This window comes from Fulverythrobacter ferritrahens, assembly GCF_020539485.1.
Lineage (GTDB): Bacteria > Pseudomonadota > Alphaproteobacteria > Sphingomonadales > Sphingomonadaceae > Andeanibacterium > Andeanibacterium ferritrahens.
In genome coordinates this window covers 1254107-1280643 of sequence record NZ_JACDXU010000001.1, presented here as the reverse complement: position 1 = coordinate 1280643, position 26537 = coordinate 1254107, and the positions used below count along the sequence as shown (strand labels likewise).

At 63.7% G+C, this 26537-nt stretch carries 26 protein-coding genes; 15 read left to right on the top strand and 11 right to left on the bottom strand.

Features of this window, described 5'->3' with window-relative positions:
- Nucleotides 1-272 precede the first annotated feature (272 nt).
- Nucleotides 273-1805, bottom strand: a complete 1533-nt coding sequence (locus H0274_RS06195; RefSeq protein WP_226794043.1) for a CpaF family protein — start codon at nt 1803-1805, stop codon at nt 273-275.
- A 286-nt stretch (nt 1806-2091) separates the two neighbouring features.
- Between H0274_RS06195 and H0274_RS06190 the strand changes: the two genes are divergently transcribed.
- The 3 genes from H0274_RS06190 (at nt 2092) to H0274_RS06180 (ending at nt 4327) form a co-directional block, all read left to right on the top strand.
- Entirely contained in the window at nt 2092-3006 is a 915-nt protein-coding gene (locus H0274_RS06190) for a DMT family transporter (protein ID WP_226794042.1), read from the top strand.
- Nucleotides 3003-3926, top strand: coding sequence for a DMT family transporter (locus tag H0274_RS06185; protein ID WP_226794041.1), 924 nt, complete (start codon nt 3003-3005; stop codon nt 3924-3926). The genes H0274_RS06190 and H0274_RS06185 overlap by 4 nt, the downstream gene beginning before the upstream one ends.
- Before the next feature lie 116 nt (nt 3927-4042).
- Complete coding sequence (locus H0274_RS06180; protein WP_226794040.1) at nt 4043-4327, top strand: HNH endonuclease; 285 nt, start codon at nt 4043-4045, stop codon at nt 4325-4327.
- 111 nt (nt 4328-4438) lie between these two features.
- Here H0274_RS06180 and H0274_RS06175 read toward each other — a convergent pair whose 3' ends face one another.
- The 6 genes from H0274_RS06175 to H0274_RS06150 form a co-directional block, all read right to left on the bottom strand.
- On the bottom strand, nt 4439-4696 hold the full coding sequence (locus tag H0274_RS06175) for an ATP synthase F1 subunit epsilon (RefSeq protein ID WP_226794039.1): 258 nt from the start codon (nt 4694-4696) through the stop codon (nt 4439-4441).
- Nucleotides 4697-4700: 4 nt separating this feature from the next.
- Nucleotides 4701-6170 carry a F0F1 ATP synthase subunit beta gene (gene atpD, locus H0274_RS06170; protein WP_226794038.1) on the bottom strand — a complete coding sequence of 490 codons (1470 nt, stop codon included), beginning with the start codon at nt 6168-6170 and terminating at the stop codon, nt 4701-4703.
- Between the two features lie 24 nt (nt 6171-6194).
- Nucleotides 6195-7073 (bottom strand): F0F1 ATP synthase subunit gamma, encoded by an 879-nt coding sequence (locus H0274_RS06165; protein WP_226794037.1) that lies wholly within the window; start codon nt 7071-7073, stop codon nt 6195-6197.
- A 39-nt stretch (nt 7074-7112) separates the two neighbouring features.
- Nucleotides 7113-8642 (bottom strand): F0F1 ATP synthase subunit alpha, encoded by a 1530-nt coding sequence (atpA, locus tag H0274_RS06160; RefSeq protein WP_226794036.1) that lies wholly within the window; start codon nt 8640-8642, stop codon nt 7113-7115.
- 2 nt (nt 8643-8644) lie between these two features.
- Nucleotides 8645-9199, bottom strand: coding sequence for a F0F1 ATP synthase subunit delta (locus H0274_RS06155; protein WP_226794035.1), 555 nt, complete (start codon nt 9197-9199; stop codon nt 8645-8647).
- Nucleotides 9200-9371: 172 nt separating this feature from the next.
- Entirely contained in the window at nt 9372-10940 is a 1569-nt protein-coding gene (locus H0274_RS06150; RefSeq protein ID WP_226794034.1) for a S1 family peptidase, read from the bottom strand.
- A 174-nt stretch (nt 10941-11114) separates the two neighbouring features.
- Here H0274_RS06150 and H0274_RS06145 point away from each other — a divergent pair, with 174 nt between their 5' ends.
- Complete coding sequence (locus H0274_RS06145; RefSeq protein WP_226794033.1) at nt 11115-12152, top strand: bifunctional transcriptional activator/DNA repair enzyme AdaA; 1038 nt, start codon at nt 11115-11117, stop codon at nt 12150-12152.
- 18 nt (nt 12153-12170) lie between these two features.
- Here H0274_RS06145 and H0274_RS06140 read toward each other — a convergent pair whose 3' ends face one another.
- The gene (locus H0274_RS06140) at nt 12171-14336 is read right to left on the bottom strand and encodes a primosomal protein N' (RefSeq protein WP_226794032.1); all 2166 of its coding nucleotides are present in this window, start codon (nt 14334-14336) and stop codon (nt 12171-12173) included.
- Between the two features lie 56 nt (nt 14337-14392).
- Here H0274_RS06140 and H0274_RS06135 point away from each other — a divergent pair, with 56 nt between their 5' ends.
- From H0274_RS06135 to H0274_RS06110, 6 genes are all read left to right on the top strand, one after another.
- Nucleotides 14393-15094: a DUF4197 domain-containing protein gene (locus H0274_RS06135; protein ID WP_226794031.1), complete on the top strand. Its 702-nt coding sequence runs from the start codon at nt 14393-14395 to the stop codon at nt 15092-15094.
- Between the two features lie 178 nt (nt 15095-15272).
- The gene (gene fsa, locus H0274_RS06130; RefSeq protein ID WP_226794030.1) at nt 15273-15929 is read left to right on the top strand and encodes a fructose-6-phosphate aldolase; all 657 of its coding nucleotides are present in this window, start codon (nt 15273-15275) and stop codon (nt 15927-15929) included.
- A gap of 98 nt (nt 15930-16027) precedes the next feature.
- Nucleotides 16028-17848 carry a cobaltochelatase subunit CobT gene (cobT, locus tag H0274_RS06125; RefSeq protein WP_226794029.1) on the top strand — a complete coding sequence of 607 codons (1821 nt, stop codon included), beginning with the start codon at nt 16028-16030 and terminating at the stop codon, nt 17846-17848.
- A gap of 112 nt (nt 17849-17960) precedes the next feature.
- On the top strand, nt 17961-18485 hold the full coding sequence (locus H0274_RS06120) for a DUF2939 domain-containing protein (protein WP_226794028.1): 525 nt from the start codon (nt 17961-17963) through the stop codon (nt 18483-18485).
- 48 nt (nt 18486-18533) lie between these two features.
- The gene (gene cysS, locus H0274_RS06115; RefSeq protein ID WP_226794027.1) at nt 18534-20039 is read left to right on the top strand and encodes a cysteine--tRNA ligase; all 1506 of its coding nucleotides are present in this window, start codon (nt 18534-18536) and stop codon (nt 20037-20039) included.
- Entirely contained in the window at nt 20036-20983 is a 948-nt protein-coding gene (locus H0274_RS06110; protein ID WP_226794026.1) for an NAD(P)-dependent oxidoreductase, read from the top strand. The genes cysS and H0274_RS06110 overlap by 4 nt, the downstream gene beginning before the upstream one ends.
- A 151-nt stretch (nt 20984-21134) precedes the next feature.
- Here H0274_RS06110 and H0274_RS06105 read toward each other — a convergent pair whose 3' ends face one another.
- Together H0274_RS06105 and H0274_RS06100 are read right to left on the bottom strand one after the other, a co-directional pair.
- Complete coding sequence (locus tag H0274_RS06105; RefSeq protein ID WP_226794025.1) at nt 21135-21506, bottom strand: hypothetical protein; 372 nt, start codon at nt 21504-21506, stop codon at nt 21135-21137.
- Nucleotides 21496-21684, bottom strand: a complete 189-nt coding sequence (locus H0274_RS06100; protein ID WP_226794459.1) for a hypothetical protein — start codon at nt 21682-21684, stop codon at nt 21496-21498. The genes H0274_RS06105 and H0274_RS06100 overlap by 11 nt, the downstream gene beginning before the upstream one ends.
- 135 nt (nt 21685-21819) lie before the next feature.
- Between H0274_RS06100 and H0274_RS06095 the strand changes: the two genes are divergently transcribed.
- Nucleotides 21820-22479, top strand: a complete 660-nt coding sequence (locus H0274_RS06095; protein WP_226794024.1) for a S24 family peptidase — start codon at nt 21820-21822, stop codon at nt 22477-22479.
- Nucleotides 22480-22568: 89 nt separating this feature from the next.
- On the top strand, nt 22569-23210 hold the full coding sequence (locus tag H0274_RS06090) for an MBL fold metallo-hydrolase (protein ID WP_226794458.1): 642 nt from the start codon (nt 22569-22571) through the stop codon (nt 23208-23210).
- Between the two features lie 164 nt (nt 23211-23374).
- Here the strand turns inward: H0274_RS06090 and H0274_RS06085 are convergent, their stop codons facing one another.
- On the bottom strand, nt 23375-23767 hold the full coding sequence (locus tag H0274_RS06085; RefSeq protein WP_226794023.1) for an MAPEG family protein: 393 nt from the start codon (nt 23765-23767) through the stop codon (nt 23375-23377).
- Between the two features lie 205 nt (nt 23768-23972).
- Here H0274_RS06085 and rpmF point away from each other — a divergent pair, with 205 nt between their 5' ends.
- The 3 genes from rpmF to H0274_RS06070 all read left to right on the top strand — a co-directional run bounded on the left by rpmF (nt 23973) and on the right by H0274_RS06070 (nt 26483).
- On the top strand, nt 23973-24152 hold the full coding sequence (rpmF, locus tag H0274_RS06080) for a 50S ribosomal protein L32 (protein WP_226794022.1): 180 nt from the start codon (nt 23973-23975) through the stop codon (nt 24150-24152).
- A 289-nt stretch (nt 24153-24441) separates the two neighbouring features.
- Nucleotides 24442-25521 carry a phosphate acyltransferase PlsX gene (plsX, locus tag H0274_RS06075; RefSeq protein ID WP_226794021.1) on the top strand — a complete coding sequence of 360 codons (1080 nt, stop codon included), beginning with the start codon at nt 24442-24444 and terminating at the stop codon, nt 25519-25521.
- Nucleotides 25518-26483: a beta-ketoacyl-ACP synthase III gene (locus H0274_RS06070; protein WP_226794020.1), complete on the top strand. Its 966-nt coding sequence runs from the start codon at nt 25518-25520 to the stop codon at nt 26481-26483. Before plsX ends, H0274_RS06070 begins: the two co-directional genes overlap by 4 nt.
- The last annotated feature ends 54 nt before the right edge of the window (nt 26484-26537 follow it).

Below are 26537 nucleotides of genomic sequence, written 5' to 3'. Positions count from 1 at the left end.
TGTCAAACACCTTTCCTGCACAGCTGAAATCGGGCCCACCCTGGCGGATGAAAACCGCTCTCGATCATATCCCTGCAAAGGCGAAAAGGCGGCGCAACGGAAAGTCACACTCCACTGCGCGCCATTGGCGGCAATGGCTGTCGCTGTATGAAAATAAATCGTTGTTTTAAAAAACAATACCTCCGGCTCTGCCCAAAATCGGGGAGCCGAAGGTCACAGGTTTTGCAGGCTGTTCCGTGTCACTTTCCTTCCCTGTGGAGGGAAAGGAAACCTCAGAGGCACGCCTCAAGATAAGCCTGATCGAAGCCGAACTGGCGCGCCTTTTCCAGCGTGTAGGGGCGCAGGCCCGTGCTGCGGAATTCGCCCAGAATCTTCCCGTCTTCGCTCTCTTCAAGATATTCGAACTTGAAGAGTTCCTGCGTCACGATCACGTCGCCTTCCATCCCGATCACCTCGGTGATGTTGGTGGTGCGGCGCGAGCCGTCGCGCAGGCGCTTCACCTGCACGATCAGGTCCACCGATTCCGCGATCTGGCGGCTGATGGCCTCCTTGGGGATCTTGATGTCGCCCATCAGGATCATGTTTTCCATACGGCCAAGGCACTCGCGCGGGCTGTTGGCGTGCAGCGTACACATGGAACCGTCGTGGCCGGTGTTCATGGCGGCGAGCAGGTCGAAACATTCGGCGCCGCGAATTTCGCCCAGGATGATCCGGTCCGGGCGCATACGCAGGGCGTTCTTCACGAGGTCGCCGATGGTGATGGCGCCCTGGCCTTCAAGGTTCGGCGGGCGGGTTTCCAGCGGCAGCCAATGCGGCTGCTGCAGGCGAAGTTCGGCCGCGTCTTCGATGGTCAGCACACGCTCGCCGGGATCGATCATCTTCGACAGGGCATTGAGCATGGTCGTCTTACCCGAGCCGGTACCGCCCGAGATGACCACATTCATGCGGCAGGCGCCCGCGATCTTCAGCGCGGTGCACATCTTGTCGCTCATCGATCCGAAGTCACGCAGCATGTCGAGCGTGATCGGCTTTTCGGAAAACTTACGAATGGAAATGGCCGTGCCGCGCAGAGAAAGCGGCGGGACGATCACGTTCACGCGGCTGCCGTCCTTCAGGCGGGCGTCGGCCAGCGGGGTCGTCTGGTCAACGCGGCGGCCGACCTGGTTCACGATGCGCTGGGCGATCTGGAACAGGTGGCTTTCATCGCGGAACTGGATCGGGGCAAGCTGCAGCTTGCCCTTCTTTTCGATATAGGTCTGGTTCGGGCCGTTCACCATGATGTCCGACACGTCCGGATCGCTCAGCAGCTCTTCCAGCGGACCGAAGCCGAGCAATTCGTCGATCAGTACCTTCTCCAGCGCGAATTGCTCGCGCCGGTTCAGGGTGACTTTCAGCTCAGCCAGCACTTCCATGATGATCGGGCGGAATTCCTCGGAAAGCTCTTCCTTGGAAAGGGTCGCCGCCGCTTCGGGATCGACTCGCTCCAGCAGGCGGGGCAGCACCTGTTCCTTGATCTTGTGAACGCTCGCCTCGAACCCCTCGATAAGAGGCGTGTTGTCCACGATCTGATTGGCGCGATCGGCCAGCCGGGCCATCGCATCGGAGGATCGGCTGCCGCCTGCCTGCGCGGAATCCCCCGCCGGGGCCTCGCCGGGAAGGGGCGGGAACTGGTCCCCCCCTGCGGGCTGGGGCACGGGCACTGGCTTGCGATAGTCGCCGCCTTTCATCGGTTTGGCGACGCCGAAGCTCGGCCGGGCCCCTTGAGCCATGCCGCTTACGCCGTTCTTCCGTCCGAATGCACTCATTCCCCGCTCCTTGCGGCCTATGCTTGTTCAACCCGCTGCACAGCCATCGATGAACCGTGCCAAACGAGGCCTGTCTAAACTTGGTGAATAGATTGCGAACCTTGAAATTGTCTAAATACGGGACTGCAGGTTGTCCCCTGCCGGTGGTTCCCCGAATTGGGGCATGCGTCACACGATCAATCTCGGTGCAGCAGGCGCATGGCAGGCATTTGCGCTCGCCAAGCCCGGATGGGCTGACTAGAGCCGGGCCCAAAATATAAGACAAAAATAAGGAGGAGCGCCGCCGATGACAGTCCACCCCCATCATGAAAGAGCCGGCCTTATGTGGGCACTGGCCGGTTTCTGCACCCTGTCGATCGGCGATGCGATCGTGAAGGGAATGGCGGGGCAATGGTCCCCAGTGGCCATGGCGGCGACGCGCTATGTGGTGGGGACGATCGGACTGGCGGTGCTGCTGGGCTCGCGTGAAGGGTGGCAGGCCATCCGCCTGCCTTCCGCGCCGCTGCAATGGCTGCGGGGCATTGCGATCAGCTGTTCGGCAATCGGCATGTTCCTGGCAGTGTGGATCATGCCGCTAGCGGAAGCGACCACCATTGCCTTCACTCAGCCGATGATCACCGCCATGCTGGCCATGGTCTTCCTGCGCGAACCGGCACGGCCTGCGGCCTGGATCGCCACGGCCATCGCCTTTGTCGGCGTGATCATTGTGCTGCGCCCCAATTTCGAGGCGCTGGGCTGGGGTGCGCTGTTCCCGCTGATCGGGGCGACCGGCATGGCGGTGACGATCATCGCCAACCGTGCGGTGGCGGGTACGGCCAGCGTTCTGGCGATGCAATATTACATGTCGGCCACCGCGATGGTGTTCCTGATCGTCGCCTCGCTTGCTGGCAATTTTTCGGGTGTCGAGAGGTTCGCGCTGGACTGGCCGCATTGGAGCGTGGTGGCGCGCTGTGCCTTCATCGGGATCAGCGCCACCTTCGCGCAGTGGTTCATCTATATGGGCACTATGAAGGCCGGCGCGGGCACCATTGCGCCCATGACCTATGGCCAGTTGCTGATGGCCACCGGGCTCGGCTGGATCTTCTATGGCGACAAGCCCGATCCGGTCGCGCTGCTGGGCGCGGCAATCATCATCGGCGCGGGGCTGTTCCTCTGGTGGGACAGCAGACGCAGGGCAATCAACGCAGCGGAGGCCAAGTGAAGGGTAATGAACGATCGGGTCTGTTGATCGCGCTGGCCGGCTTTGCCTTGTTCACCTGCGGCGATGCGGTGACCAAGAGCATAGCGGGCGCATGGTCACCCTGGGCGGTGGCGGCATTGCGCTTCACCATCGGGGCTGTGGTAACCGGCGCGGCGCTCTACTGGCGGGAGGGTGCGCGTGCTTTCATTCCGCAGAACCCCTGGCTGCAGGTGGCGCGTGGCCTCAGCCTCGGCATGGGCACGCTGGGCTTCTTCTTCGCGATCTTTCTGATGCCGCTGACTGTGGCGGTGGCCATATCCTTCGTCGCCCCGGCTATCGCGGCACTGCTGGCGCGCCCGCTATTGGGCGAAAGGGTGCGACCGCTCACCTGGGTGGCGGTGATTGTCGCCTTTGCCGGGGTGCTGGTGGTGCTGCGCCCCAATGTGATGACTTTGGGCTGGCCCGCTTTCCTGCCGCTGCTCACCGCGCTGGGTATGAGCCTGCTGATCATCACCAACCGGGCCTCGGCCGGGCAGGGCAGTGCGCTTTCCATGCAGTTCTTCGTGGCCGCTGTCGCCGCCTGCCTGCTGATCGTCGCGGCGATACTGGGCAATGCCAGCGGGATCGCCATGCTCCATATCGGCCAGCCGGACTGGACAGTGATCGCGCGCTGCTTCGTAGTGGCTGGTACGGGCACCATCGGGCACTGGATGGTCTATGTCGGCACCACTCGCGCGGGGGCTTCGACCATAGCCCCGGCCACTTATGTGCAACTCCTCGCCTCGACCATTCTGGGATGGCTTCTGTTCGACAATCGCCCCGATCTGGTGACGCTGGCGGGGGCGGCAGTCATCATCTCGGCCGGGTTGCTGATGTGGTGGGATGCCCGCCGCCGGGTGAACGCCATTCGCGATATGGATGTAGTGGAAAGCGCGGTTTAGCGTTCCACATGGGGTGACGTTCTCTCGGATAGGGAGCGCCGGAATCCGCCCCATCCGCTTTCGGCCAGTACTTGTGGTAGGAATACAAGGCATGGGAAAGGCATGGAAAAGGCCAGGTGACAGAAGCGAATGGCATCCTCAGCTGCTGGCTGTGTGCCCGCGCGCTCGGGGAGAGGGTGGAGTGGCACCATACCGTTCCCAAGGCCAGAGGCGGCCGCGCGACAGTGCCGGTCCATCCAATATGCCATCGCACCATCCACGCCAATTTCAGTAACGGGGAGCTGTGCAGGCTGGGTGGGCAGCACGCGGCACTGCTCGACAATCCTGTGATTTCCAGCTTCGTCCGCTGGATCGCAAACAAGCCGCCGGATTTCCACGCACCGACGCGCAAGGGGCGGTGATAGTGCGGGCAGCTCTCACCTCCTTGCGGAGGTGCCCAGAAGTTGCAGGGCCAAATGAAAAGGGCGGCCCCGCGAGGCCGCCCTTTCGAATGCTTGTCAGCAGAGGCCGGATCAGCCTTCCACATGCTCCGCCAGCACGGTGAGACCATTGGTGCCCACTTCGGCGAAGCCGCCGCGGACCATGATCTCTTCAGGCTGACCACCCGCGGTGCGATAGACCTGAACGGCCCCGTCACGGATGGTGGACATGAAGGGCGCGTGGCCCTCCAGCACGCCGAATTCGCCTTCCTCGCCGGGGACGACCACCATGTGGACATCCTCGGAAAGGACCAGCTTGGCCGGCGTGACGAGTTCGAAGTGCAAAGCCATCTGCTTAGGCGTCCTCTGCCAGCTTCTTGGCCTTGGCCACTGCCTCGTCGATGCCGCCAACCATGTAGAACGCGGCTTCCGGCAGGTGATCGTATTCGCCGTCCACCACAGCCTTGAACGACTTGATGGTGTCTTCCAGCTGCACGAACTTGCCCGGGATACCGGTGAACACTTCGGCCACGTGGAACGGCTGCGAGAGGAAGCGCTGGATCTTGCGGGCGCGGGCCACGATCAGCTTATCTTCTTCCGACAGTTCGTCCATGCCCAGAATGGCGATGATGTCCTGCAGCGACTTGTACTTCTGCAGGGTTTCCTGAACGCGGCGAGCGGTTTCGTAGTGCTCCTGGCCGACGACGCGCGGTTCGAGAACGCGGCTGGTCGAGTCCAGCGGGTCCACGGCCGGGTAGATGCCCAGTTCCGAGATCGCGCGCGACAGGGTGGTCGTGGCGTCAAGGTGAGCGAAGGAGGTTGCCGGAGCCGGGTCGGTAAGGTCGTCCGCAGGAACGTAGATGGCCTGCACCGAGGTAATCGAACCCTTGGTGGTGGAGGTGATGCGTTCCTGCAGCGCGCCCATGTCGGTCGACAGGGTCGGCTGATAACCCACGGCCGAAGGAATACGGCCGAGAAGGGCCGACACTTCGGCGCCTGCCTGAGTGAAGCGGAAGATATTGTCCACGAAGAACAGCACATCCTGGCCTTCCTCGTCGCGGAAATATTCCGCCATGGTCAGGCCCGAGAGAGCCACGCGAGCGCGGGCGCCCGGGGGTTCATTCATCTGGCCGAATACGAGCGCGACCTTGGAACCATCCGAGGTGGCATTGCCTTCGGCATCCTTGGCGATAACGCCGGCGTCGAGGAATTCGTGGTAGAGGTCGTTACCTTCGCGGGTACGTTCACCCACGCCAGCGAACACCGACACGCCGCCGTGGCCCTTGGCGATGTTGTTGATCAGTTCCTGGATCAGCACGGTCTTGCCCACGCCGGCGCCGCCGAACAGGCCGATCTTGCCGCCCTTGGCGTAAGGAGCGAGAAGGTCGATGACCTTGATGCCCGTCACCAGAATGGCCGCTTCGGTCGACTGGTCGATGAAGGCGGGAGCTTCAGCGTGGATCGGGGCGAACTTATCAGCGCCAACCGGGCCCATGTCGTCGATCGGCTCGCCGACCACGTTCAAAATGCGGCCGAGGGTCTTGGGGCCCACCGGCACCGAGATCTGCTGGCCGGTGCTGGTCACGGGCTGGCCGCGCGTGAGGCCTTCGGTAGCGTCCATCGCGATGGTGCGGACGGTGTTCTCGCCGAGGTGCTGGGCAACTTCGAGCACCAGCGTGTTCTCGCCGTTCTTCGTCTCCAGCGCGGTAAGGATCGCCGGCAGTTCGCCGGTGAAGGTCACGTCGACGACGGCGCCGATCACCTGGCTGATCGTGCCGCCCGCGGTGATGTTGGGCTTGCTCTTGGTCTTGGCTGCGGTGGCCATGTTCGTTTCCTTGCCTTTGATCTTTTAGAGCGCTTCAGCGCCAGCAATGATTTCGACGAGTTCAGTGGTGATCGCGGCCTGGCGGCTGCGGTTGTACTGGATGGTCAGCTTCTGGATCAGCTCGCCGGCGTTGCGGGTGGCGTTGTCCATCGCGGTCATCGATGCGCCCTGTTCGGAAGCAGAGATTTCCAGGAGCGCGCCGAAGAGCTGGGTCTTCAGATAGCGCGGCAGCAGCTCGGCCAGGATTGCTTCCTCGTCGGGCTCATATTCCACCACCGCACCACCGCTGGCGGACGGAGCCGCTTCGGGAGTGGGGACGGGCATGATCTGCTGCTCAGTCGGGTCCTGGGCGAGGGCCGATTTGAAGGTCGCATAGACGAGATGGGCGACGTCGAACTTGCCGGCCTCATACATGGTGACCAGTTCGGCGGCGATCTTCTCGGCTTCCTCATAGCCCGGCTGGCGGACATCCGAAGTGTCGAAATTCCCGGCGATCGCATCGGGGAAATTGCGGCGGATGGGCGCACGGCCCTTCTTGCCGACGAGGAAGAATTCAACCTTCTTCCCTTCCGCGATCAGCTTCTTCGCCTTGGCGACAGCCGCCTTGACGATGTTCGAATTGAGGCCGCCGCACAGGCCCTTGTCGGTGTTGACCACCACCAGCAGGTGGCGCTGGTCGGAGCCGGTGCCGGCCAGCAGCTTGGGGCTGCTCTCGCTCACGGTGATGCGTGAGGCGAGCGAGCCCATCACCGATGCCAGACGCTCCGCATAGGGGCGGGCGGCTTCAGCAGCCGCCTGCGCCTTGCGCAGCTTGGCCGCGGCGACCATCTGCTTGGCCTTGGTGATCTTCTGGGTCGACTTGACCGAGTTGATACGGCCCTTGAGTTCCTTAAGGCTGGCCATGACGGCTCCCTATTAGTCCCGCTATGGGTTCTCGTGGGCTCAGGCGAACTGCTTGGCGAAAGCGTCAAGCGCAGCGACGGTCTTCGCCTTGGCCTCGTCACCAAATTCCTTGGTGTCGCGGATCAGGCCGAGAACGTCGGCATGGCTCTGGCGCATGAAGCTGAGCATTTCGGCTTCGTAACGGGTCACGTCGGCAACGGGGACGCTGTCGAGATAGCCGTTGGTGCCGGCGAAAATGGAAACGGTCTGTTCTTCGAAGGGCAGCGGGCTGAACTGCGGCTGCTTGAGCAGCTCCGTCAGGCGCGCACCGCGATTGAGCAGCTTCTGGGTCGAAGCGTCGAGATCGGAGCCGAACTGCGCGAAGGCAGCCATTTCGCGATACTGCGCCAGCTCCAGCTTGATCGAACCGGCAACCTTCTTCATCGCCTTGGTCTGGGCCGAACCGCCGACGCGGCTGACCGACAGACCGACGTTGATCGCCGGACGCACGCCCTGGTAGAACAGGCCGGTTTCAAGGAAGATCTGGCCGTCGGTGATCGAAATCACGTTGGTCGGAATATAGGCCGACACGTCGCCCGCCTGCGTTTCGATGATCGGCAGGGCGGTCAGCGAACCGGCGCCATTGTCGTCGTTCATCTTCGCCGCGCGCTCAAGCAGGCGGGAGTGGAGATAGAACACGTCGCCCGGATAGGCTTCGCGGCCCGGCGGGCGGCGGAGCAGCAGGGACATCTGACGATAGGCAACGGCCTGCTTGGAAAGATCGTCATACACGATCACGGCGTGCATGCCGTTGTCGCGGAAGAATTCGCCCATCGCGGCGCCGGTGTAGGGCGCGAGATACTGGAGCGGAGCCGGTTCCGAAGCGGTGGCGGCCACGACGATGGAATATTCCATGGCGCCGTTTTCTTCCAGCTGGCGCACGATCTGGGCGACGGTGGAGCGCTTCTGGCCCACTGCGACGTAGATGCAATACAGCTTCTTGGATTCGTCGGTGCCCTGATTGGCTTCCTTCTGGTTGATGAAGGTATCGATCGCCACGGCAGTCTTGCCGGTCTGACGGTCACCGATGATCAGTTCGCGCTGGCCGCGGCCGACGGGAACGAGGGCGTCGATCGCCTTGAGGCCGGTCTGCACGGGTTCGTGCACCGACTTGCGGGGGATGATGCCCGGAGCCTTCGATTCCACGCGGGCGCGCTTGTCGGCAACGATCGGGCCCTTGCCGTCGATCGGGTTGCCCAGCGCGTCAACCACGCGGCCCAGCAGGCCCTTGCCGACGGGCACGTCCACGATGGTGCCGGTGCGCTTTACGGAATCGCCTTCCTTGATGTTGGCGTCCGAACCGAAGATCACGGCGCCGACATTGTCGGCTTCAAGGTTGAGGGCCATGCCCTGCACGCCATTGGCGAATTCCACCATCTCGCCAGCCTGAACGCTGTCGAGGCCGTGGATGCGGGCGATACCGTCACCGACCGAGAGGACGGAGCCGACTTCGCTGACCTGCGCTTCGGTGCCGAAATTGGCGATCTGGTCCTTGATGACCTTGGAGATTTCTGCGGCGCGGATTTCCATGTTCAGCCTTTCATCGCGTGCGCGAGGGAATTGAGACGGGTGCGGATCGAGCTGTCGATACGCTTGGAACCGATGGTGACCACCAGGCCACCCAGCAGTTCGGGATCGACGCTGGTGCGGATCTTGACGTTGCGGCCCTCACGGGCCTTGAGCTTCTTCTCCAGCGCAACAACCTGATCGTCGCTCAGCGCGTGGGCGCTGGTGACCTGCGCGGTCACCTCACCACGCTGGGCGGCGGCGATCGCATGGAAGGCGCGGATGATCGCGGGGAGCTGCGAGAGCCGACGATTGGCTGCCAGCACGCCCAGGAAGTTCTGGGTGAGCTTGTCCAGCTTCATCGCATCGCCGAGCGCGGCCATGGCCTTGCCCAGATCGGTGCGGCTCACTTCCGGGTTACGGATAAGAGCGGCGAGGTCGGTCGACTCGCGAAGCGCGGCATCAAGCGCTTCGAGGTCGGATTCGACCGCGCTTACATTGCCGGCCTCCGATGAGAGGTCGAACAGCGCCGACGCATAGCGTCCGGCGAGGCTAGCCTGAATTCCGGCGGAAATCTCCACGCGCGAAAGGTCCTTTAGGTCCGAAGAAACGGTAACTGTACCCAGCCCAAACGAGGCCCCCGAAGGTGCCCCCAGCAAGGTAGGCGCGCGCCTAGCACCGGCATTCCTACAACGCAACCCGACTCGGCCCCGGATTTAGACAGGTCGAACGAAAGCCGGGGAAGGGATCGGCCTATTGGGTGGGGTGGCAATCGTAGATCACGCGCTCGTTGGGCTGCGAGGGAAGGAGCGAGAATATGGTCGCCTGATTGTTGCCGAAGGCGGCAATCTCGGCAGGCGCCGCGCCGCATTGGGGCGTTTCATATTCCTCCCGCGCCTGGCGGACGGCCTCCATTGCGGCATGGGGCAGGAGGTAACGCTCCACCCGATATTGCCCCGCTGCCGGATCGAAGGAATTTACCGAAACGGCGGCCTCGTCATTCGGGACGAGGATGCGGGACCATTTCCCGTCCTTCTGGCCATATTGGGTCCGGCCGTTGATGCAGCCCTGATCGGTCCAGGTGATCGGAATATCGTCGGTTGCGATGCTGGTGATGCGGCTGCGCTCCACATTGACGACGCAGATCATCCGTCCCTCTGTCGCCGCCACGGCCTGCGTCGGGCGCGCACTGGCGCCGACGGCCTTCTTTTCCTGCTTGAGGGTCAGGGCCACGCGGTCTTCCACATCATTGTAGGATGGGCGGGCCAGCCAGGTGCCAAGCGCGGCCAGCAAGGCCACTGCCGCTGCACCTGCTGCGATCTTCATCGGCCCAATCTTGCCTTCATCCCGTTCGCGCCAGGCGACGAAGCCGCCGGCCATGCCGCACAGCAGCAGAATCACGGTGAGCATCATCGCATTCTCACGCTCGGTGATGATTGCGAATTCCACCTCGCGCCGGACTTCTTCCGTGCGCCGGGCATCGCGTGCGGCCTTGGCCTGCTGCTGCTGGAGCGCGGCGAGCTGTTCACGCTCGGTCCGGGCGCGTTCCGCGGCGTCGAGTTCCGCCAGCGAGCGGCAGGGCAGGCCATTGACCTGCGCGGTGATGTTATTGGTCCGCAGGAAGGGCAGCAGCTCCCGCGTGGAAACGGCGAAGTAGAATTCCGCATCGGCACCGTCACTCTCCGCGCCGAAGCTGTTCACGCCTACGACCCGGCCGCAATTATCGAGCAGAGGGCCGCCGCTGCTGCCCTTGCCGATGGGCGCGGTGTGCAGCAGCGTGTCGAAATCCCGCGTGGGCCGCGCGCCGGAAAGGAAGCCACGGCTCTTTACCGGGGGCTGCGCCCGGAAGATGTCATTCACGCCCAGGCCCTGCGCCCGGTCCACATTCATCGGATAACCGACCGAGGTGACCGGGCCGGAATCGGTTTCCGGCGTGCCCGAAATGGTGAGGGGCGGCAGTTTGAGCGGGCTGGTGGTAGTGAGGATCGCCAGATCGTTGCGCGGGGAAAAGGCGGTGATCTTGCCATAGACCACCTTGCCCCCGTCCGAAGGGACGATGGCGATGGACAGATCCCGGTCCCTCCGGGCTTCCTCCACCACATGCGCATTGGTGACGATCTGTTCCGGCGTCACGGCAAAGCCGGTGCCGTGGGATACGGGATATGCCCCGCCATTATCGTCGCCAATGATGATCACGCGCACCACCCCGCGCGAGGCGGCGTCGATGTCGGACGGATCGGCATGGGCGGCGGAAGCCAGCTGCAGCAACGCCAGGCAGAAGCATGCAGCCAGTGCCTGGCGCAGGAAATGGAAAGAAACCATGGCGCTGATTTCGCATTCGCACTGGCGCTTCGCAAGCGGCTTTGGCGGGCTGACTTCACGGGGGCCGCGCTTTATCCGTCACAGGGCCGAACCGAGAGGGGGAATCCGGCAGCTTATGGGTTTGAACGCAAGATGCGGGACGCGTAGCCGCCTTTGATGGCATAGGGAGGCGAGATGGAAATAACCGATCCTTCCACCCTTGCGGCCATGCAGAGAGCCTTTGCGGAGCGCGATCGCTCGCAGGACGGGCGCTTCGTCGTCGCGGTGACCAGCACCGGCATCTATTGCCGCCCGAGCTGCCCGGCGCGCCGCCCCCTGCCGGAAAACACTCTCTTCTATGCAGATGAAGCCGGGGCCGAGGCCGCGGGCTTCCGCCCCTGCAAGCGTTGCAAGCCCGACGAGACCGCGCGGGACAAGCAGGCCGTGATGGCCGCCATTGCCGCGATCCGTGCCGCGCAGACACCTCGGACGCTGGAACAGCTGGGCGCGCTGACGGCCTATTCGCCCACCCATTTCCAGCGCGTGTTCAAGCGGCTGACCGGCATGAGCCCGGCTTCTTATACGCGCGCGTTGCGTGACGCGCGCGCGCGCGAGGCGCTGAGCGGCAGCGGATCGGTGACGGCGGCGATCTATGATGCGGGATATGAGGCGCCTTCGCGCTTCTACGATGGAATGAAGGGAAGGTTGGGAATGACGCCATCGGCATGGGTCAAGGGCGGGGCGGGCGTGACCGTCCGCTGGGCCCTGGTGGAAACCACACTGGCGCCGATGCTGGTTGCCGCCACCGACAAGGGCGTGTGCCGCCTGTCCTTCAACGAGGGCGAAGAGCATCTGCGCGCGATCTTTCCGGCAGCCGAACTGGTGGAGGGTGGGGAAGATTTCGCGGCCCTGCTGGATCAGGTGGTGGCCGCCGTTGAAAGCCCCGGCACTGGCGGGGACATTCCGCTGGATGTGAAAGGTACGGCCTTTCAGGAAGCGGTCTGGCGGGAATTGCGCAAGATTCCGCCGGGGGAGACCCGGTCCTATGCCGAAATCGCCGCCGCTGCCGGTAATGCCAAGGCCGTTCGCGCGGCGGGCGGGGCAAACGGGGCCAATAATGTCGCGGTTCTGATCCCCTGCCACCGGGTAGTGCGCGGCGATGGCTCGATCGGCGGCTATGCCTATGGAACGGCCATCAAAGAGGCCCTGCTTTCCCGCGAACGCGCGCGCTGAAAACGGCAGGGCGGGCGTTCAGACGAAACTATAGGGGTCGATATCGACATTGACCCGCACGCCAACGGGAAATTTCAAAGAGCCCAGCCATTCCCGGATCACATCCTGCAATTGCGCTGAGCGGCGGGCGTTGATCAGCAGGCGGTGGCGATACCGGCCCCGAAGAAGGCTCAAGGGGGCAGGAGCGGGGCCCAGAATCTGGACGTCGGGCAGATTGGGCCGGGTCGCGCCGATCTGGCGCGCAGCCTCCCGCGCCTCGTTCTCATCCTCGCTGGAAACGATGATCGCGGCCCAGCGGCCGAAGGGTGGGGCGCCGGCGTGGCGGCGCGCCTCTGCCTCCGCCTCGTAAAAGGCGTCGCGATCTCCGGCGGCAAGGGCGGCGATCACCGGGGCATCGGGATGGCGGGTCTGGATGATCACCTCGCCGCGTTTCTCCCCACGGCCGGCGCGGCCCGCTACCTGCGCTACCTGCTGATAGGTCCGCTCCGCCGCGCGCAGATCGCCGCCTTCGAGGCCCAGATCGGCGTCGACAACGCCGACCAGCGTCAGCTCGGGAAAGTGGAAGCCCTTGGTGACGAGCTGCGTGCCCACGATCACATCCACCGCGCCTTCTTCCACCGAGCCGACGAAATGGGCGATCTTCTCGGGCGAGTTCAGCGTGTCCGATGTGGCGATAGCCACCCGCGCCTCGGGCAGGATTTCCGCCACTTCATCGGCAATGCGCTCCACGCCGGGGCCGCAGGCGACCAGACAATCGGGCTCGCCGCATTCGGGGCACTTGTCGGGCGTGGGCGTCTCATGTCCGCAATGGTGGCAGGCGAGGCGGCGGGACAGGCGGTGCTCCACCAGCCAGGCGCTGCAATTGGGGCACTGGAAGCGATAGCCGCAATGGCGGCATAGGGTGAGCGGGGCATAGCCGCGCCGGTTGAGGAACAGCAGCGATTGTTCGCCGCGTTCCAGCCGCACCTTCATTTCCTCCACCAGCCGGGGCGCGATCCAGTGGCCACGCTGGGGCGGCTCCTTGGTAAGGTCCAGGGTTTCGATGTCAGGCAGTTCCGCCCCGCCGAAGCGGCTGGGCAGATCCAGCTTCTCGTAAATCCCGGCCTCTGCCATCTGGAGGCTTTCCAGCGCCGGGGTCGCGCTGGCGAGGATCACCGGAATCTTCTCGAACCGGGCGCGCATCACGGCAACGTCGCGGGCATTGTAGCGCACGCCATCGTCCTGCTTGAAGCTCACCTCATGCGCTTCATCCACCACGATCAGGCCGAGATTGGCATAGGGCAGGAACAGGGCGGAACGAGCCCCGACTACGACCTGCGCCGTGCCAGCCGCAATTGCCCGCCATGCCCGCCGCCGCTCGGTGGATTTGAGCGAGGAATGCCAGGTGACGGGCGGCGCGCCGAAACGGTCCTCGAAACGGCGCAGGAAGGCTTCGGTCAGCGCGATTTCTGGCAGCAGGACGAGCACTTGCTGGCCCTTCTTCAGGGCTTCCGCGATGCCTTCGAAATAGGTTTCCGTCTTGCCCGATCCTGTAACGCCATCAAGCAGGAAGGGGGCAAAGCCGCCTTCGCTCACTGCGCCCGCGAACCGGTCCGCCACTTCGCGCTGAGCGGGTGAGAGGGAGGGTAGATGAAAATCCGGCCGCGCCCGCTCGAAGGGCCGGTCGCAATCGACTTCCACCGGCTCCAGCACGCCCTGATTGACGAGGCCGCGCAGCACCCCTTCGGAAACGCCTGCGATTCCCGCCAGTTCGCGGATGGTCGCCTGCTCGCCCTGCAAGGCGTCGATTGCCGCCTCGCGCTGGGGCGTCATGCGCTCCGGCGTCTGGTCGGTCAGGCGATATTCGGTCATCGTCGCCGGGCCTTTCAGCGCCCCGCCGCTGGAAAGCACCATGCGCGCGACCGAGGCGGGATGGGCGCAATAATAATCCGCCGTCCATTCGATCAGCCGCCGCAGGCTCTCCTTCAGCGGCGGGACGGGCAGCTTGCCCAGCAGCGGGCGCAGCTTGGCATCGGGCACTTCGTCGGCGGGCAGCCGGCCTTTCTCCCACACGATGCCGATGATCTGGCGCGGGCCGAGGGGGGCAGACACTACCGTTCCGGGCGGCGCGTCCATTCCTTCGGGCAGCCGGTAGTCCAGCGGGCCGAGTGCGGCGTTGAAGTGGAGCAGTCTGACGCGGTTCATGATATGCGGTGCTTAATGGGCTGCACAGGGCTGCATCGCAAGCGCGGGAGGATCGGATGACGGAACGCAACGTGGAAATGGCTGGCGAGGCAAGGCTGGGCCGCAGGATGGTGCTGGCCGGTGCGGCGGCCGCCGCGCTGCTGGCGCTGCCCGGCTGCGAGACGATGCGGCGATACAGCCTGGTCGATGCGGTGCGCCGCTTGCTCTATCATGCGCAGGCCAACGCCTTTGCGCGGCTGATGGCCCCCGGTGGTTTCTGGGACAATCAACTGACCCGACTGGACCTGCCCGGCGCGCTCGGCTCACGCGGGAATATCCTCGCGGGTATTCTCACCTCGGTGGTGTTCAAGGACAGGCTCCAGCGCGAATTCAACCATATGGCCGAACGGGGGGCTCGCCGCGCCGCGCCGCTGGTGGCCGATGCGGTGGAAGTGATCGGCATCGCCAATGCCAAGGCCTTGCTGGAAGGCGGGCCGACTGCGGCGACTGGCTATCTGCGCGGCCAGATGGCAGGCAGCCTGATCGAGGCAATGTCCCCCGAACTGGCCGACGCGCTGCGTATCTCGCAGGAACCTCTGGTGGGGCAGGCGCTGGCGGCGCTGACCGGCGTGGATGTTCCCGCGCTGGCCCGCGATTTCGCAGGCGAAGTGGACGATGCGATCTGGGCCGAAATGGGCCGCCAGGAAGCCGCGATCCGCGCCGATCCGCGCAGCACGAAAGACCCTGTGCTGATCGGGGCTCTGGCTGCGGGGTATTAATCCCTCCTCGTCATTCCCGCGAAAGCGGGAACCCAGTTCCACCGTTGCTGCTAGGTTCCCGCTTTCGCGGGAATGACGAGAGGGAGTGGGCTGAATCTCGATGGTTCCGGGGTGGCCTAGCCCGCGCCGTAAGCATATAGCCGCCCGCACGAGTCCCATTGCCAGCCGGAACAGACCCATGAAATTCTTCGTCGACACTGCCGATACTGCTGAAATCGCCGATCTGGCTGCAACGGGCCTGCTGGACGGTGTGACCACCAATCCCAGCCTGATCGCCAAGTCCGGTCGCGATTTCATGGAGGTGACAAAGGAAATCTGCGCGCTGGTGGATGGGCCGGTCAGTGCCGAAGTGGTCGCGCTCGATCACCCGACCATGATGAAGGAAGCGGAAGTCCTGCGGAAGATCGCGGATAATGTCTGCATCAAGGTTCCGCTGACTGTCGATGGCCTGAAGACCTGCAAGGCACTGACCGACGATGGTGCGATGGTGAATGTCACCCTGTGCTTTTCCGCCAATCAGGCGCTGCTGGCGGCCAAGGCCGGGGCGAGCTTCATTTCGCCCTTCGTCGGCCGGCATGACGATAACGGGTTCGACGGGCTGGACCTGCTGCGCGACATTCGCCTGATCTACGACAATTATAATTTCGAGACGGAAATCCTCGCCGCCTCGATCCGCCATCCCATCCATGTGCTGGAAAGCGCGCGGATCGGCGCCGATGTGGCCACCATGCCGCCCGCCGTGATCCGCGCCCTGTTCAAGCATGTGTTGACCGACAAGGGCATTGAAGGCTTCCTTGCCGATTGGGCGAAGACCGGGCAGACCATCCTGAAATAGAAGCATGCGCTGCTGCGCGGGCAGGGGCCTGATTGCGGGAGTGCGCTGCCGGGCTTCCCGCTTTCGCCGGAACGCGCGAGTGTTTAAGCAAGATTGATATGGCCAACGAAACTCCCCTCGACCGCTTCAAGCAAGCTCTGACCGGCGCCGCCCGCGCGATTTCGCATGATGCGCAAATTGACGTGACCTGGACGTCCGATGCGCCCGGCATCGTGGGGGAATCGATCAAGGTGCCCATGCCGGGCCGCACCCTGCCGCGGGAGCAGGCCCAGCAGGCGCGCGGTTTTGCCGATAGTTTCTCGCTTCGCCTGAAGCACCACAATCCCGGCCTGCACGGCCGCCATGCCCCGGTCGAGCCTTCGGCGCGGGCCTGTTACGACGCGGTGGAAGCCGTGCGATACGAGGCACTGGGCGAAAATAATTACGACGGTATTCGCGGCAATCTGGCGGCCTCGCTGGATATGCGCATGGCTTCAGACCCAATTTCGCGCGCCACCAGCGCCGATGAAGTGCCGATCCAGACCGCGCTAGCCCTGATCCTGCGCGAGAAGCTGACCGGCCAGCCGGTGCCGCGCTCCGCCGAGCAGGGCGTGAACATGGTTCGCGGCTGGATCGAGGACAAGGCGGGCGACGATTTTGACCGGCTGGCTTTGTCCATCGACGATCAGAAGGCATTCCAGTCCCTCACGCTCGACATGCTCCGCCATCTGGAACTGACCCGCGCCGAGGAGATCGAACAGCCCTCCAGCGAGGAAGGCGAGGATCAGGCGGGCGATCAGTCCGGCGAGGATGAGGGCAGCGAGGAGCAGCCCCAGAACGAGCAGCGCCAGCAGCAGGACACCGCCGCCGAAAACGGCGAGGGAGAGAATGACGGCGAGAGCGAGCAGGAGGTCGAGCAGGAACAGGAGATGACCGACGGCGATGTGGGCGAGGACGGGGAGGAAGGCATGATGCCGGTCCGCCCGAACCGCCCCTGGACCGACGATCCCTCCACCTTCGACTATAAGGTCTACACTGAAGAATTCGACGAGATCGTCTCCGCCACGGATCTGTGCGACGAGGATGAGCTGACCCGCCTGCGCGCCTATCTGGACAGCCAGTTGACGGGCCTGCAGGGCGTGGTGACCAAGCTGGCCAACCGTCTCCAGCGCCGCCTGATGGCCCAGCAGAACCGCAGCTGGGATTTCGATCAGGAAGAAGGCCTGCTGGATGCCGCGCGGCTGGCCCGCGTGGTGATCAGCCCCGGCCACTCCCTGTCCTACAAGATGGAGCAGGATCAGGAGTTCAAGGACACTATCGTCACCCTGCTGATCGACAATTCCGGCTCCATGCGCGGAAGGCCGATCTCCATCGCGGCCATCAGCGCGGATATCATGGCGCGTACGCTGGAACGCTGCGGGGTGAAGGTGGAAATCCTCGGCTTCACCACTCGTGCCTGGAAGGGTGGACAGAGCCGCGAGAAATGGCTGGAGGGCGGCAAGGCATCCCAGCCGGGCCGCCTCAACGATCTGCGCCACATCATCTACAAGAAGGCCGACGAGCCCATGCGCCGCGCGCGCAAGAATCTCGGCCTGATGATGCGCGAAGGGCTGCTGAAGGAGAATATCGACGGGGAGGCCCTGCTGTGGGCTCACAGCCGCCTGCTTGCCCGGCCGGAAGATCGCCGCATCCTGATGGTGATTTCCGACGGCGCGCCGGTGGACGATTCCACTCTCAGCGTGAATTCCGCCGGCTATCTGGAACAGCATCTGCGCAAGGTGATCGACTGGATCGAGAAGCAGAGCCCGGTCCAGCTCGTCGCCATCGGCATCGGCCATGACGTGACCCGCTATTACAAACGCGCGGTGACCATCATGGATGTCGAGCAATTGGGCGGCACGATTATCGAGCAGCTGGCCGATCTGTTCGAGGTGGATTGAGGGTAGGGGGCCGCAGCTCACCGCGTGGTGGTCTGATTTCGTTCAGCTTGCGCCCGATAAGGGAAGGCCCCAGACCCAGATTTGCATATTCCGGAGCAAGGAGAGGCCCCTCATGCGCAAACTGATCCTGAGCGGTGGCGTGCTGGCCCTGTTGCTGGCCGCCGCCTGGGCCTTCGTTTCGCCCTGGATCGCAATGGATGCCTTGCGCGATGCCGCTCGGGAGGCTGATCGCGGCGCGCTGGAGGAATCGATCGATTTTCCCGCCCTCCGGACTTCCCTCAAGCAGCAGATGCGCGAACAGATCGCGCAGGAAGCGTCGAAACGCGGCGAGAGTAATCCCATGCAGGGCGCGGGTGCGCTGCTCGCCTCGGGCTTTCTGGACGGGGTGGTGGATAGCGTCATCACGCCCGATGGCATGGCGGCGCTGCTGGTTACCGGCAGCCTCGTGCCCATGCGCGATGGCAAGCCCGCCAGGGAAATTGACTGGGATGTGGAGCGCACCGGCCTGAACAGTTTCCGAGCCGTCCCCAAGGGCGAGAATGGCGAGGCCTATCCCGCGCTGGTCTTCACGCGCAGTGGCCTCTCATGGAAACTGGCCTCAATCGACATTCCCGAACCCGAACTCGCCAGCGAGTAAGCGCCTGCCGCTTGACCAAGGCCCCGCCTTCGGACCAAAGCCGCGCATATGATCGAAGGCGCACCTCTTACGCTGTTCAACAGCCTCACCCGCCAGGCGGAATATTTCACTCCGGTCCATCCCGGGGAAGCTCGGGTCTATAGCTGCGGGCCCACCGTCTATAATTACCCCCATATCGGCAATATGCGGGCCTATGTCTTCGCGGATGTGCTGGGCCGCACGCTCAGCTGGAAGGGCTTCAAGCTCACCCATGTGATCAACATCACCGATGTCGGCCATTTGACGGACGATGCCGATCAGGGCGAGGACAAGATGGAAAAGATGGCTGCGGAGAAGGCGCAGTCCATCTGGGAGATCGCCCGCCATTATACCGAAGCCTATTGGGCGGACATCAAGGCTCTGAACATCCGCCAGCCGGCCGACTGGTCCATCGCCACGAACTATATCGAAGACATGCTCGATTTCGCGAAGAGCATCGCGGACAAGCATTGCTACGAACTGCCTTCCGGCCTCTATTTCGACGTTTCGACCGTGGAGGATTACGGCAAGCTCGCCCGCGCCGCGACCGATGAGGGGGAAGGCCGGATCGAGGCCGTGGAAGGCAAGCGCCACGCGGCGGACTTCGCCATCTGGCGCAAGACGCCCGAGGGCGAGAAGCGCCAGATGGAATGGGATTCGCCCTGGGGCAAGGGCGCACCGGGCTGGCATCTGGAATGCTCGGTGATGAGCGGCAAGCTTCTTGGCTTCCCCTTCGACATCCACACCGGCGGGATCGACCACCGCGAAATCCACCACCCGAACGAGATCGCGCAGAATCAGGCGTTTTGCGGCTGCGGCGGCTTGTCCGAAGCTGCCAATTCCGGCGCGCGCCTGTGGATGCACAATAACTTCCTGGTCGAACGCTCTGGAAAGATGAGCAAATCCTCCGGCGAATTCCTCCGCCTGCAATTGCTGATCGACAAGGGCTATCACCCGCTGGCCTACCGCCTGCTGTGCCTTCAGGCGCAATATCGCAGCGAGCTGGAATTCAGCTGGGAAGGGCTTGCCGCCGCGCTCACCCGCCTCAAGCGCATGGTGCTGGCGGTGCAGGCCCTTAAAAAGCGCCATGCCGACAAGGGGCAAGATCCAGTCGAAGCCCCTGAAGGCGGCTGGACCTTCGCTCGCCTGCTTGACGGAATCGGCGGAACCCTGCGCCCGCTGGCGATCCGTTTCGACGAGGCGATTTCCGACGATCTCAACACGCCGGTGGCGCTGACCATCCTTGAGGAACTGCTCTCGCTCAAGAAGATGCCCACCGATGAATCGCTGACCCTGCTGGGCGCGATGGATGCGGTGCTGGGCCTCAATCTGCTGGAGCTGGACCGCGCCGAACTGCGCCTGCGACCCAAGGGCGCGGCGATCGATCCGGCAGAGATCGAAGCCGCGCTGGAACGTCGCAAGGCCGCCCGCGCGGAAAAGGATTTCGCCACCTCCGACGCGATCCGTGACGAGCTCGCGGCCAAGGGCGTGGATGTGATGGACGGCGATCCGCTGGGCTGGGAATGGAAACTTTGACGACGAAAACTGTCGCCGTGCTTCCCGGCCTCGCCCGGCCCATGCTGGAATCGCGTCTGCCGGAGTGGATCGAGCCGCGCTGGTGGCATTCGGTGGAGGAGCTTCACGCCCTCGCGCCGGAAGCCGAGATCGGCTGGTTCGACATGCATCACAAGCCGCCTTTGCTGGAGGCTGTTGCGCTGGCGAAGGGCCTGAAATGGTTCAACTCGGTTTATGCCGGGCTGGATTTCCTGCCCATGGAGGAAATGCGCACCCGCGGCGTGCAACTGACCAACGGCACGGGGCTTACCGATATTCAGGTTTCGGAATTCGTGGTGCTGGGCATGCTGGCCATTGCCAAGAATTATCCGGCCATCGTGCGGGCGCAGGACCGGCATGAATGGCTGGCCGCCGCGCCGGGCATTCGCGATCTGGCTGGCAGCAGGGCGCTGATCCTGGGCTATGGCGCGATCGGCCGGAAGATCGGGGAAAAGCTCGCCGGTTTCGGGGTGGAGGTAGTGCCGGTGCGGCGCCATCCAGCCGAAGGCGCGCTGACGCCGGATCAGTGGCAGGCGAGGATTGGGGAGTTCGACTGGATCATCCTCACTGTTCCCGGCACGCCGGAAACCGAAGGAATGATCGGCCCGGCCGAGATTGCCGCGATGAAGCCCGAGGCAGTGCTGGTGAACTTCGCGCGCGCCAATGTGGTGGATCAGGCGGCGCTGACCGATGCGCTGAAACACCGCCGGATCTTCGCCGCCATGCTGGATGTGACCGATCCGGAGCCTTTGCCGCCGGAGCATCCTTTGTGGAATCTCGATAACGCCCATATCACCATGCACCTTTCCGGTATTCCCACGCCGCAAAGCATGCTGCGCGGGGCCATCCGTTTCGTGGAAAATTGCGAACGCTACCGTAAGGGTGAGCCTCTGGAGCCGCGTTTCAACCCCGTGCTGGGGTACTGATCCTCCCCGAAACGGGGAGGGGGACCGCCGGACGTAGTCCGGGGGTAGAGGGGCACTGGCGAGGAAGTGCGCGAGAAGTGGGCGAATAGCCGCGCCTGCCCCTCCACCATCCTGCGGATGGTCTCCCTCCCCCGGTGGCGGAGGATCTTCATCACGCATCCTCCAGCAACAGCAGTTCCACGCTCACTGCCAGGCGCGGTTCGGGCGTAAGGGCGTGGTCGACTTCCATCACTGCCGCATCGGCCACCAGCTGCCGGGGAATGTCGAATTCGTAATCGGGCAGTTCGGCAATGAAATGCTCCCCGGCTTCGACTGCCTCCACGCCCTCGAACAGCAGTTCCAGCCGGTGACGGGTGCCGGCAAAGGTGATGCTGGCCCAGGCGGTTTCGCGATGGCTGGCGATCCGCACATGGCCGCAGGCGAGGATCTGCAGCGCGGCCCTCAGCCTGTCGGAAGTGGTGCGGCGGCGGATGGCGGGCACCTTGTGAGTGGCGCGGGGCAGGGTGGCATGATCAGCCAGCATGGATGCTCTCCTCGTATTTGTTCATGAAATGTTCTACATTTTTTTCCGTGCGAGGGCGCGGAATGCGGCCGTTGCGCAGATCGAGCACAAAGCGTGGGTCATGGGCCACCAGCCTGCCGAATTTCGTGGCGGGCATTCCGGTGCGCCGCAGGAATTTCTCGATCTTGCGAATCAACATCGTCACTCCTTCTCCCAGTTCGTGCGGCAGTGCCGAATGCCGTGAGGCAGGGCCGCCGGGCTTCGACTCGATATGACTTTCCTCGCCTGCGAAATCCTACTTGTCTAGGAAAAATACTACGTGTAGGATGCGATCATGAAAAATCACGTAGGAAGCTCCTCTGGCGATCCTCGCGAACGCCTTGTTGCCCTTGCCGGTGAACGGGGGGTGAGCCTTGCCGCCCTCTCGCGCCTGATCGGCAAGAATGGCACATATCTTCAACAGTTCATCACCAAGGGCAGTCCGCGCCGGCTGGCCGAGGAGGATCGCGAAGTGCTGGCCCGCTTCTTCGGCGTGGCGGAAAGCGAATTGGGCGGGGCGACGGAAAAATCCTATGACGGGCGCTCGAAGGACGGCTGGGTGGAAGTGCCCCGGCTGGCGCTCGATGCCTCGGCCGGGCCGGGCAGTTTCACCGCACAGGAAGTGCCGTTCGATACTTTCCGTTTTTCCGCCCGCTGGCTGCGCGAACAAGGGCTCGACGCAGCGATGCTCTCGGCCATCGCCGTGGCGGGCGATTCGATGGAACCGGTGCTGCGCGACGGGGACGAGATTCTGGTGGACCGCACTCTGCGTGCCTTGCGCGAAGGCATTCACGTCGTCCGCCTGGGCGAGGCGCTGCATGTGAAGCGCATCCAGGTGGCGCGGCCCGGCATGCTGACCCTGATCAGCGCCAATCCGGCCTATCCGCCCATTGAAGTTCCGCTGGCGGAGGTGGATGTGATCGGGCGAGTCGTGTGGAAGGGCGGACGGATCTAGGGGCGCTTGCAATCCCGCCGCCCTCCGGCCACCTAAGCGACATGTCCGATACCAACACTGCCCCTCAGGCGCCCCCCCAATCGCCTCCAATGCGGGCGGCGATCATTCCCGTCACACCGCTGGAGCAGAACTGCTCGCTCATCTGGTGCACGAAGACGATGAAGGGCGCACTGGTCGATCCCGGCGGCGATCTCGACAAGCTCAAGGATGCCGTGCGCAGGGCGGGCGTGACGCTGGAAAAGCTGCTCGTCACCCATGGCCATATCGACCATTGCGGGCAGGCGGGCATTCTGGCGAAGGAACTGGGCCTGCCCATCGAGGGCCCTCACGAGGCGGACCGGTTCTGGATCGCCCGGCTGGACGAGGATGGCCGCCGCTGGGGCCTGCATGGCGAGATTTTCGAGCCGGATCGCTGGTTGCACGACGGCGATAAAGTCACCTTGGGCGAGGTGGAGCTGGAAGTGATTCACTGCCCCGGCCATACGCCCGGCCATGTGGTGTTCTTCAACCGGCCGACGCGCTTTGCCATCGTGGGCGATGTCCTGTTCCGCGGCTCCATCGGGCGGACCGATTTTCCGCTGGGCAATCACGCCGATCTGATCGCCTCGATCACGCAGAAGCTCTGGCCGCTGGGCGATGTGACCTTCATCCCCGGCCATGGCCCGGTCAGCACTTTTGCGCAGGAGCGGGTGGATAATCCCTATGTCAGCGACGCGGCGGTCGCCGGGTAATCAGGGACCGGGCCGCTGCCCTTGATCCGCGGGAAACAAAGTTTGCGGTAAGCCGGGGTGGGCTTACCCGTGCGGAGGGATTTATCCTCCCCGCCGTGCGGAACTTCGGAAGTCCGCGAGCTTCAGAGAATCGCCAGGCCCTACGCCGAGCCTCGTCCTTTCCGTCAGACGATCTTCAGCGCGATCAACAGTGCATAAATCGCAAGGCCGATCAGCACGAGGAAGGTGGATGCCATGCCCAGCTTGCGAGTTATCGGCACGCCTGCGCTGTCCATCCCGACTGCATGGGCAAGGCGGCCCAGGAAGTAGATCGCCGCTACGTAAGAGAGCCAGATCCCGGCCTTGCCGGAAAGCTCGATCGCGCCGACCAGCAGCAGCACCAGCGGCGTGTTCTCCGCATAGTTCAGCTGGGCGCGCATCCGGCGCATGAGGGCGTCATTATCCCCGTGGCCATGCGCGATGGAAAAACGCTGGCGCAGCTGCACGACCCTGAAAGCGAGCCATATGCCGATGATCGCGGCGACCGCCGTGGATGTAAGGGTTACGGTAAGGTCCATGGCATTCTTTCTCCCCTGAGCGGCGTGGTTGCCCTATATGACCGGGAGAGGTTGCAACGCACGTGAAAATCGCTATAGGCCGCGCCTTCACCGCCAGCCGCGATCCCGGCCAGCACACAGGTGCCACGCACTTGTGCATTGCCGGGTCATCGCATAGGGCGATTTGATTAAACCGATCTAGAATTTTGCAGGAACAGGTGCCGCGATGGCTGTCCCCAAGAGAAAAACCAGTCCCTCCCGCCGGGGTATGCGCCGTTCGCACGACGCGCTCAAGGTTGAAGCATTCCACGAATGCTCGAACTGTGGCGAACTGAAGCGCCCGCACAATCTGTGCACGCATTGCGGCCACTATAACGGGCGCGAGATCGTCGCTGTTGGCCTCTAAGGCCGAAGGGTCAGGAACCATTACCGGCACCTTCGAGGTTTGAAGCGAAATGGCTCAGTGCGAGGAGGAAGGGCGCAGGAATATGTCGATATTTCCAGCCCTTCGGACGCAGCAATGGGCCATTTCGGTCAAATCCCGCAGGGACGCCCAAATGGCTGCCATATCGGACCACAAAACGCTTGCGATGGCGTCGGGCCGTCGCGGCGCGTTTTGTGGTCCGATATGTTTGCCATTTGGACGCCTCGTAGGCGCCGGTAATGGCTCCTGACCCTCTTCCAGGGGTAAGCGCATGAATCTGCCGCGTATCGCCGTCGATGCGATGGGCGGCGATGAAGGCGTGCGCGTGATGGTCGAAGGCGCGGCGCTTGCCCGCCGTCGCCATGACCGCTTCAAGTTCCTGCTGGTCGGGGATGAGGAGCGCATCAAGCGTGCGCTCGAAAATCATCCCAATCTGCGCGGGGCTTCTGAAATCCTCCATTCCGCGGATGTGGTGTCGGGCGATGAAAAGCCCACGCAGGCCCTGCGCCGTGCACGCACCACTTCCATGGGCATGGCGATCAATGCCGTGAAGCAGGGCCATGCCGGCGCTGCCGTCAGTGCCGGGAATACCGGCGCGCTGATGGCCATGGCCAAGCTTGCCCTGCGCACCATGCCCGGGATTGACCGCCCCGCGCTCGCCGCGCTGATGCCCACTCTGGGCGAAAGCGATCTGGTGATGCTCGATCTGGGCGCCAATACTGATTGCGATGCCCGCAATCTGGTGCAGTTCGCCATCATGGGCGCAGCCTATTCCCGCATTGTCACCGGGCGTGAAGCGCCGCGCGTGCGGCTGCTCAACATCGGTACCGAAGACAATAAGGGCACCGAACAACTCCAGGAAGCCGCCGCGCGCCTGCGCGAGGCGACCGGCCTTGCCATGCAGTTCGAAGGCTTCGTGGAGGCCAATGGCCTGTCGCGCGGCGATGTGGATGTGGTGGTGACCGATGGATTTTCGGGCAATATCGCGCTCAAGGCAGTGGAAGGAACGGCACGTTTCGTGGCCGATCTGCTGCGCCGCAGCTTCCAGAGCTCGCTGCGCTCCAAATTCGGCTTCCTGGTGAGCAGGCCCGCGACCGAGCTGTTGCGCCACCATCTGGATCCCAACAATCACAATGGCGCCGTTTTCCTTGGGCTCAATGGCGTGGTCGTGAAAAGCCATGGCAGCGCGAATGCCAAGGGCGTGGCCAATGCCGTGGCAGTGACCGCCCGGCTGCTGGAAGCCAGCATCACCGAACGGATATCAGCCGACCTTGCCGAATTGGGCGAGGAACGGCTGCGCCATAACCGCAATTCTTCCGCCAACGGGCAAGATAAAGAGAACGCAGTATGATCCGTTCCGTGGTCAAGGGTACCGGTTCCGCCCTTCCGTCGCGCGTGGTGAGCAATGACGAGCTTGCCCGCCTTGTCGACACGAGCGACGAATGGATCGTTGAGCGCACGGGGATTCGCTCGCGCCATGTGGCGGGCGAAGGGGAAACCACCGCCACCCTGGCGACCGAAGCCGCGCGCAACGCGCTGGCCGCCGCCGGGGTGGATGCAAGCGCGGTCGATCTGATCGTGCTGGCCACTGCGACACCGGATCAGACCTTCCCCGCGACTGCCACCAAGGTGCAGGACGCGCTGGGCTGCAACGGCGGAATCGCCTTTGACGTGTCCGCCGTCTGCTCGGGCTTTCTTTATGCGCTTGGCGTAGCCGATTCGCTGCTTCGCACCGGAATGGCCAAGCATGCTCTGGTGATCGGTGCGGAAACCTTCAGCCGGATTCTGGACTGGGAAGACCGTGCCACCTGCGTCCTTTTCGGTGATGGTGCAGGGGCTGTTCTCCTTGCCGCAGAAGAGGTTGCGGAAGGCGGTCCGGGGGTGCTCACCACCCGTCTCCACGCCGATGGCGCCCATAACGAACTACTGTTCACTGATGGCGGCCCTTCTTCCACCGGCACGGTGGGCAAGGTGCGCATGAAAGGCCGTGAGGTTTTTCGTCACGCAGTGGTGAATCTGGCTGAAGTTCTTCAGGAAGTACTTGAAGAGTCGGGATTTACTGCCGCTGACCTCGATTGGGTGGTACCGCATCAGGCCAATGCCCGCATCCTGGATGCCACGGCACGTAAACTTGGCCTGGCTAACGAAAAAGTGATCGTAACAGTCGATCATCATGCCAATACTTCGGCCGCTTCGGTGCCTCTTGCACTTGATGCCGCCGTACGCGACGGTCGTATCAAAGCAGGCGATCTGGTTATGCTGGAAGCCATGGGCGGCGGCTTCACATGGGGTGCCAGCCTGCTGCGCATGTGATTTTCTGAAAACTTCGGATATCCGAACTAACCGCAGAAATGCGGGAAATATTGC

Excerpts from the sequence above, each read along its gene's own strand:
- H0274_RS06095 (WP_226794024.1), top strand. The coding sequence starts at position 21,820 with ATGAAAAATCACGTAGGAAGCTCCTCTGGCGATCCTCGCGAACGCCTT.
- cysS (WP_226794027.1), top strand. The coding sequence starts at position 18,534 with ATGATCGAAGGCGCACCTCTTACGCTGTTCAACAGCCTCACCCGCCAG.
- atpA (WP_226794036.1), bottom strand. The coding sequence starts at position 8,642 with ATGGAAATCCGCGCCGCAGAAATCTCCAAGGTCATCAAGGACCAGATC.
- cobT (WP_226794029.1), top strand. The coding sequence starts at position 16,028 with ATGGCCAACGAAACTCCCCTCGACCGCTTCAAGCAAGCTCTGACCGGC.
- fsa (WP_226794030.1), top strand. The coding sequence starts at position 15,273 with ATGAAATTCTTCGTCGACACTGCCGATACTGCTGAAATCGCCGATCTG.
- H0274_RS06145 (WP_226794033.1), top strand. The coding sequence starts at position 11,115 with ATGGAAATAACCGATCCTTCCACCCTTGCGGCCATGCAGAGAGCCTTT.
- H0274_RS06190 (WP_226794042.1), top strand. The coding sequence starts at position 2,092 with ATGACAGTCCACCCCCATCATGAAAGAGCCGGCCTTATGTGGGCACTG.
- H0274_RS06135 (WP_226794031.1), top strand. The coding sequence starts at position 14,393 with ATGACGGAACGCAACGTGGAAATGGCTGGCGAGGCAAGGCTGGGCCGC.
- atpD (WP_226794038.1), bottom strand. The coding sequence starts at position 6,170 with ATGGCCACCGCAGCCAAGACCAAGAGCAAGCCCAACATCACCGCGGGC.
- H0274_RS06165 (WP_226794037.1), bottom strand. The coding sequence starts at position 7,073 with ATGGCCAGCCTTAAGGAACTCAAGGGCCGTATCAACTCGGTCAAGTCG.
- H0274_RS06100 (WP_226794459.1), bottom strand. The coding sequence starts at position 21,684 with ATGTTGATTCGCAAGATCGAGAAATTCCTGCGGCGCACCGGAATGCCC.
- H0274_RS06105 (WP_226794025.1), bottom strand. The coding sequence starts at position 21,506 with ATGCTGGCTGATCATGCCACCCTGCCCCGCGCCACTCACAAGGTGCCC.
- H0274_RS06070 (WP_226794020.1), top strand. The coding sequence starts at position 25,518 with ATGATCCGTTCCGTGGTCAAGGGTACCGGTTCCGCCCTTCCGTCGCGC.
- H0274_RS06175 (WP_226794039.1), bottom strand. The coding sequence starts at position 4,696 with ATGGCTTTGCACTTCGAACTCGTCACGCCGGCCAAGCTGGTCCTTTCC.
- H0274_RS06120 (WP_226794028.1), top strand. The coding sequence starts at position 17,961 with ATGCGCAAACTGATCCTGAGCGGTGGCGTGCTGGCCCTGTTGCTGGCC.
- plsX (WP_226794021.1), top strand. The coding sequence starts at position 24,442 with ATGAATCTGCCGCGTATCGCCGTCGATGCGATGGGCGGCGATGAAGGC.
- rpmF (WP_226794022.1), top strand. The coding sequence starts at position 23,973 with ATGGCTGTCCCCAAGAGAAAAACCAGTCCCTCCCGCCGGGGTATGCGC.
- H0274_RS06150 (WP_226794034.1), bottom strand. The coding sequence starts at position 10,940 with ATGGTTTCTTTCCATTTCCTGCGCCAGGCACTGGCTGCATGCTTCTGC.
- H0274_RS06090 (WP_226794458.1), top strand. The coding sequence starts at position 22,569 with ATGCGGGCGGCGATCATTCCCGTCACACCGCTGGAGCAGAACTGCTCG.
- H0274_RS06085 (WP_226794023.1), bottom strand. The coding sequence starts at position 23,767 with ATGGACCTTACCGTAACCCTTACATCCACGGCGGTCGCCGCGATCATC.
- H0274_RS06195 (WP_226794043.1), bottom strand. The coding sequence starts at position 1,805 with ATGAGTGCATTCGGACGGAAGAACGGCGTAAGCGGCATGGCTCAAGGG.
- H0274_RS06140 (WP_226794032.1), bottom strand. The coding sequence starts at position 14,336 with ATGAACCGCGTCAGACTGCTCCACTTCAACGCCGCACTCGGCCCGCTG.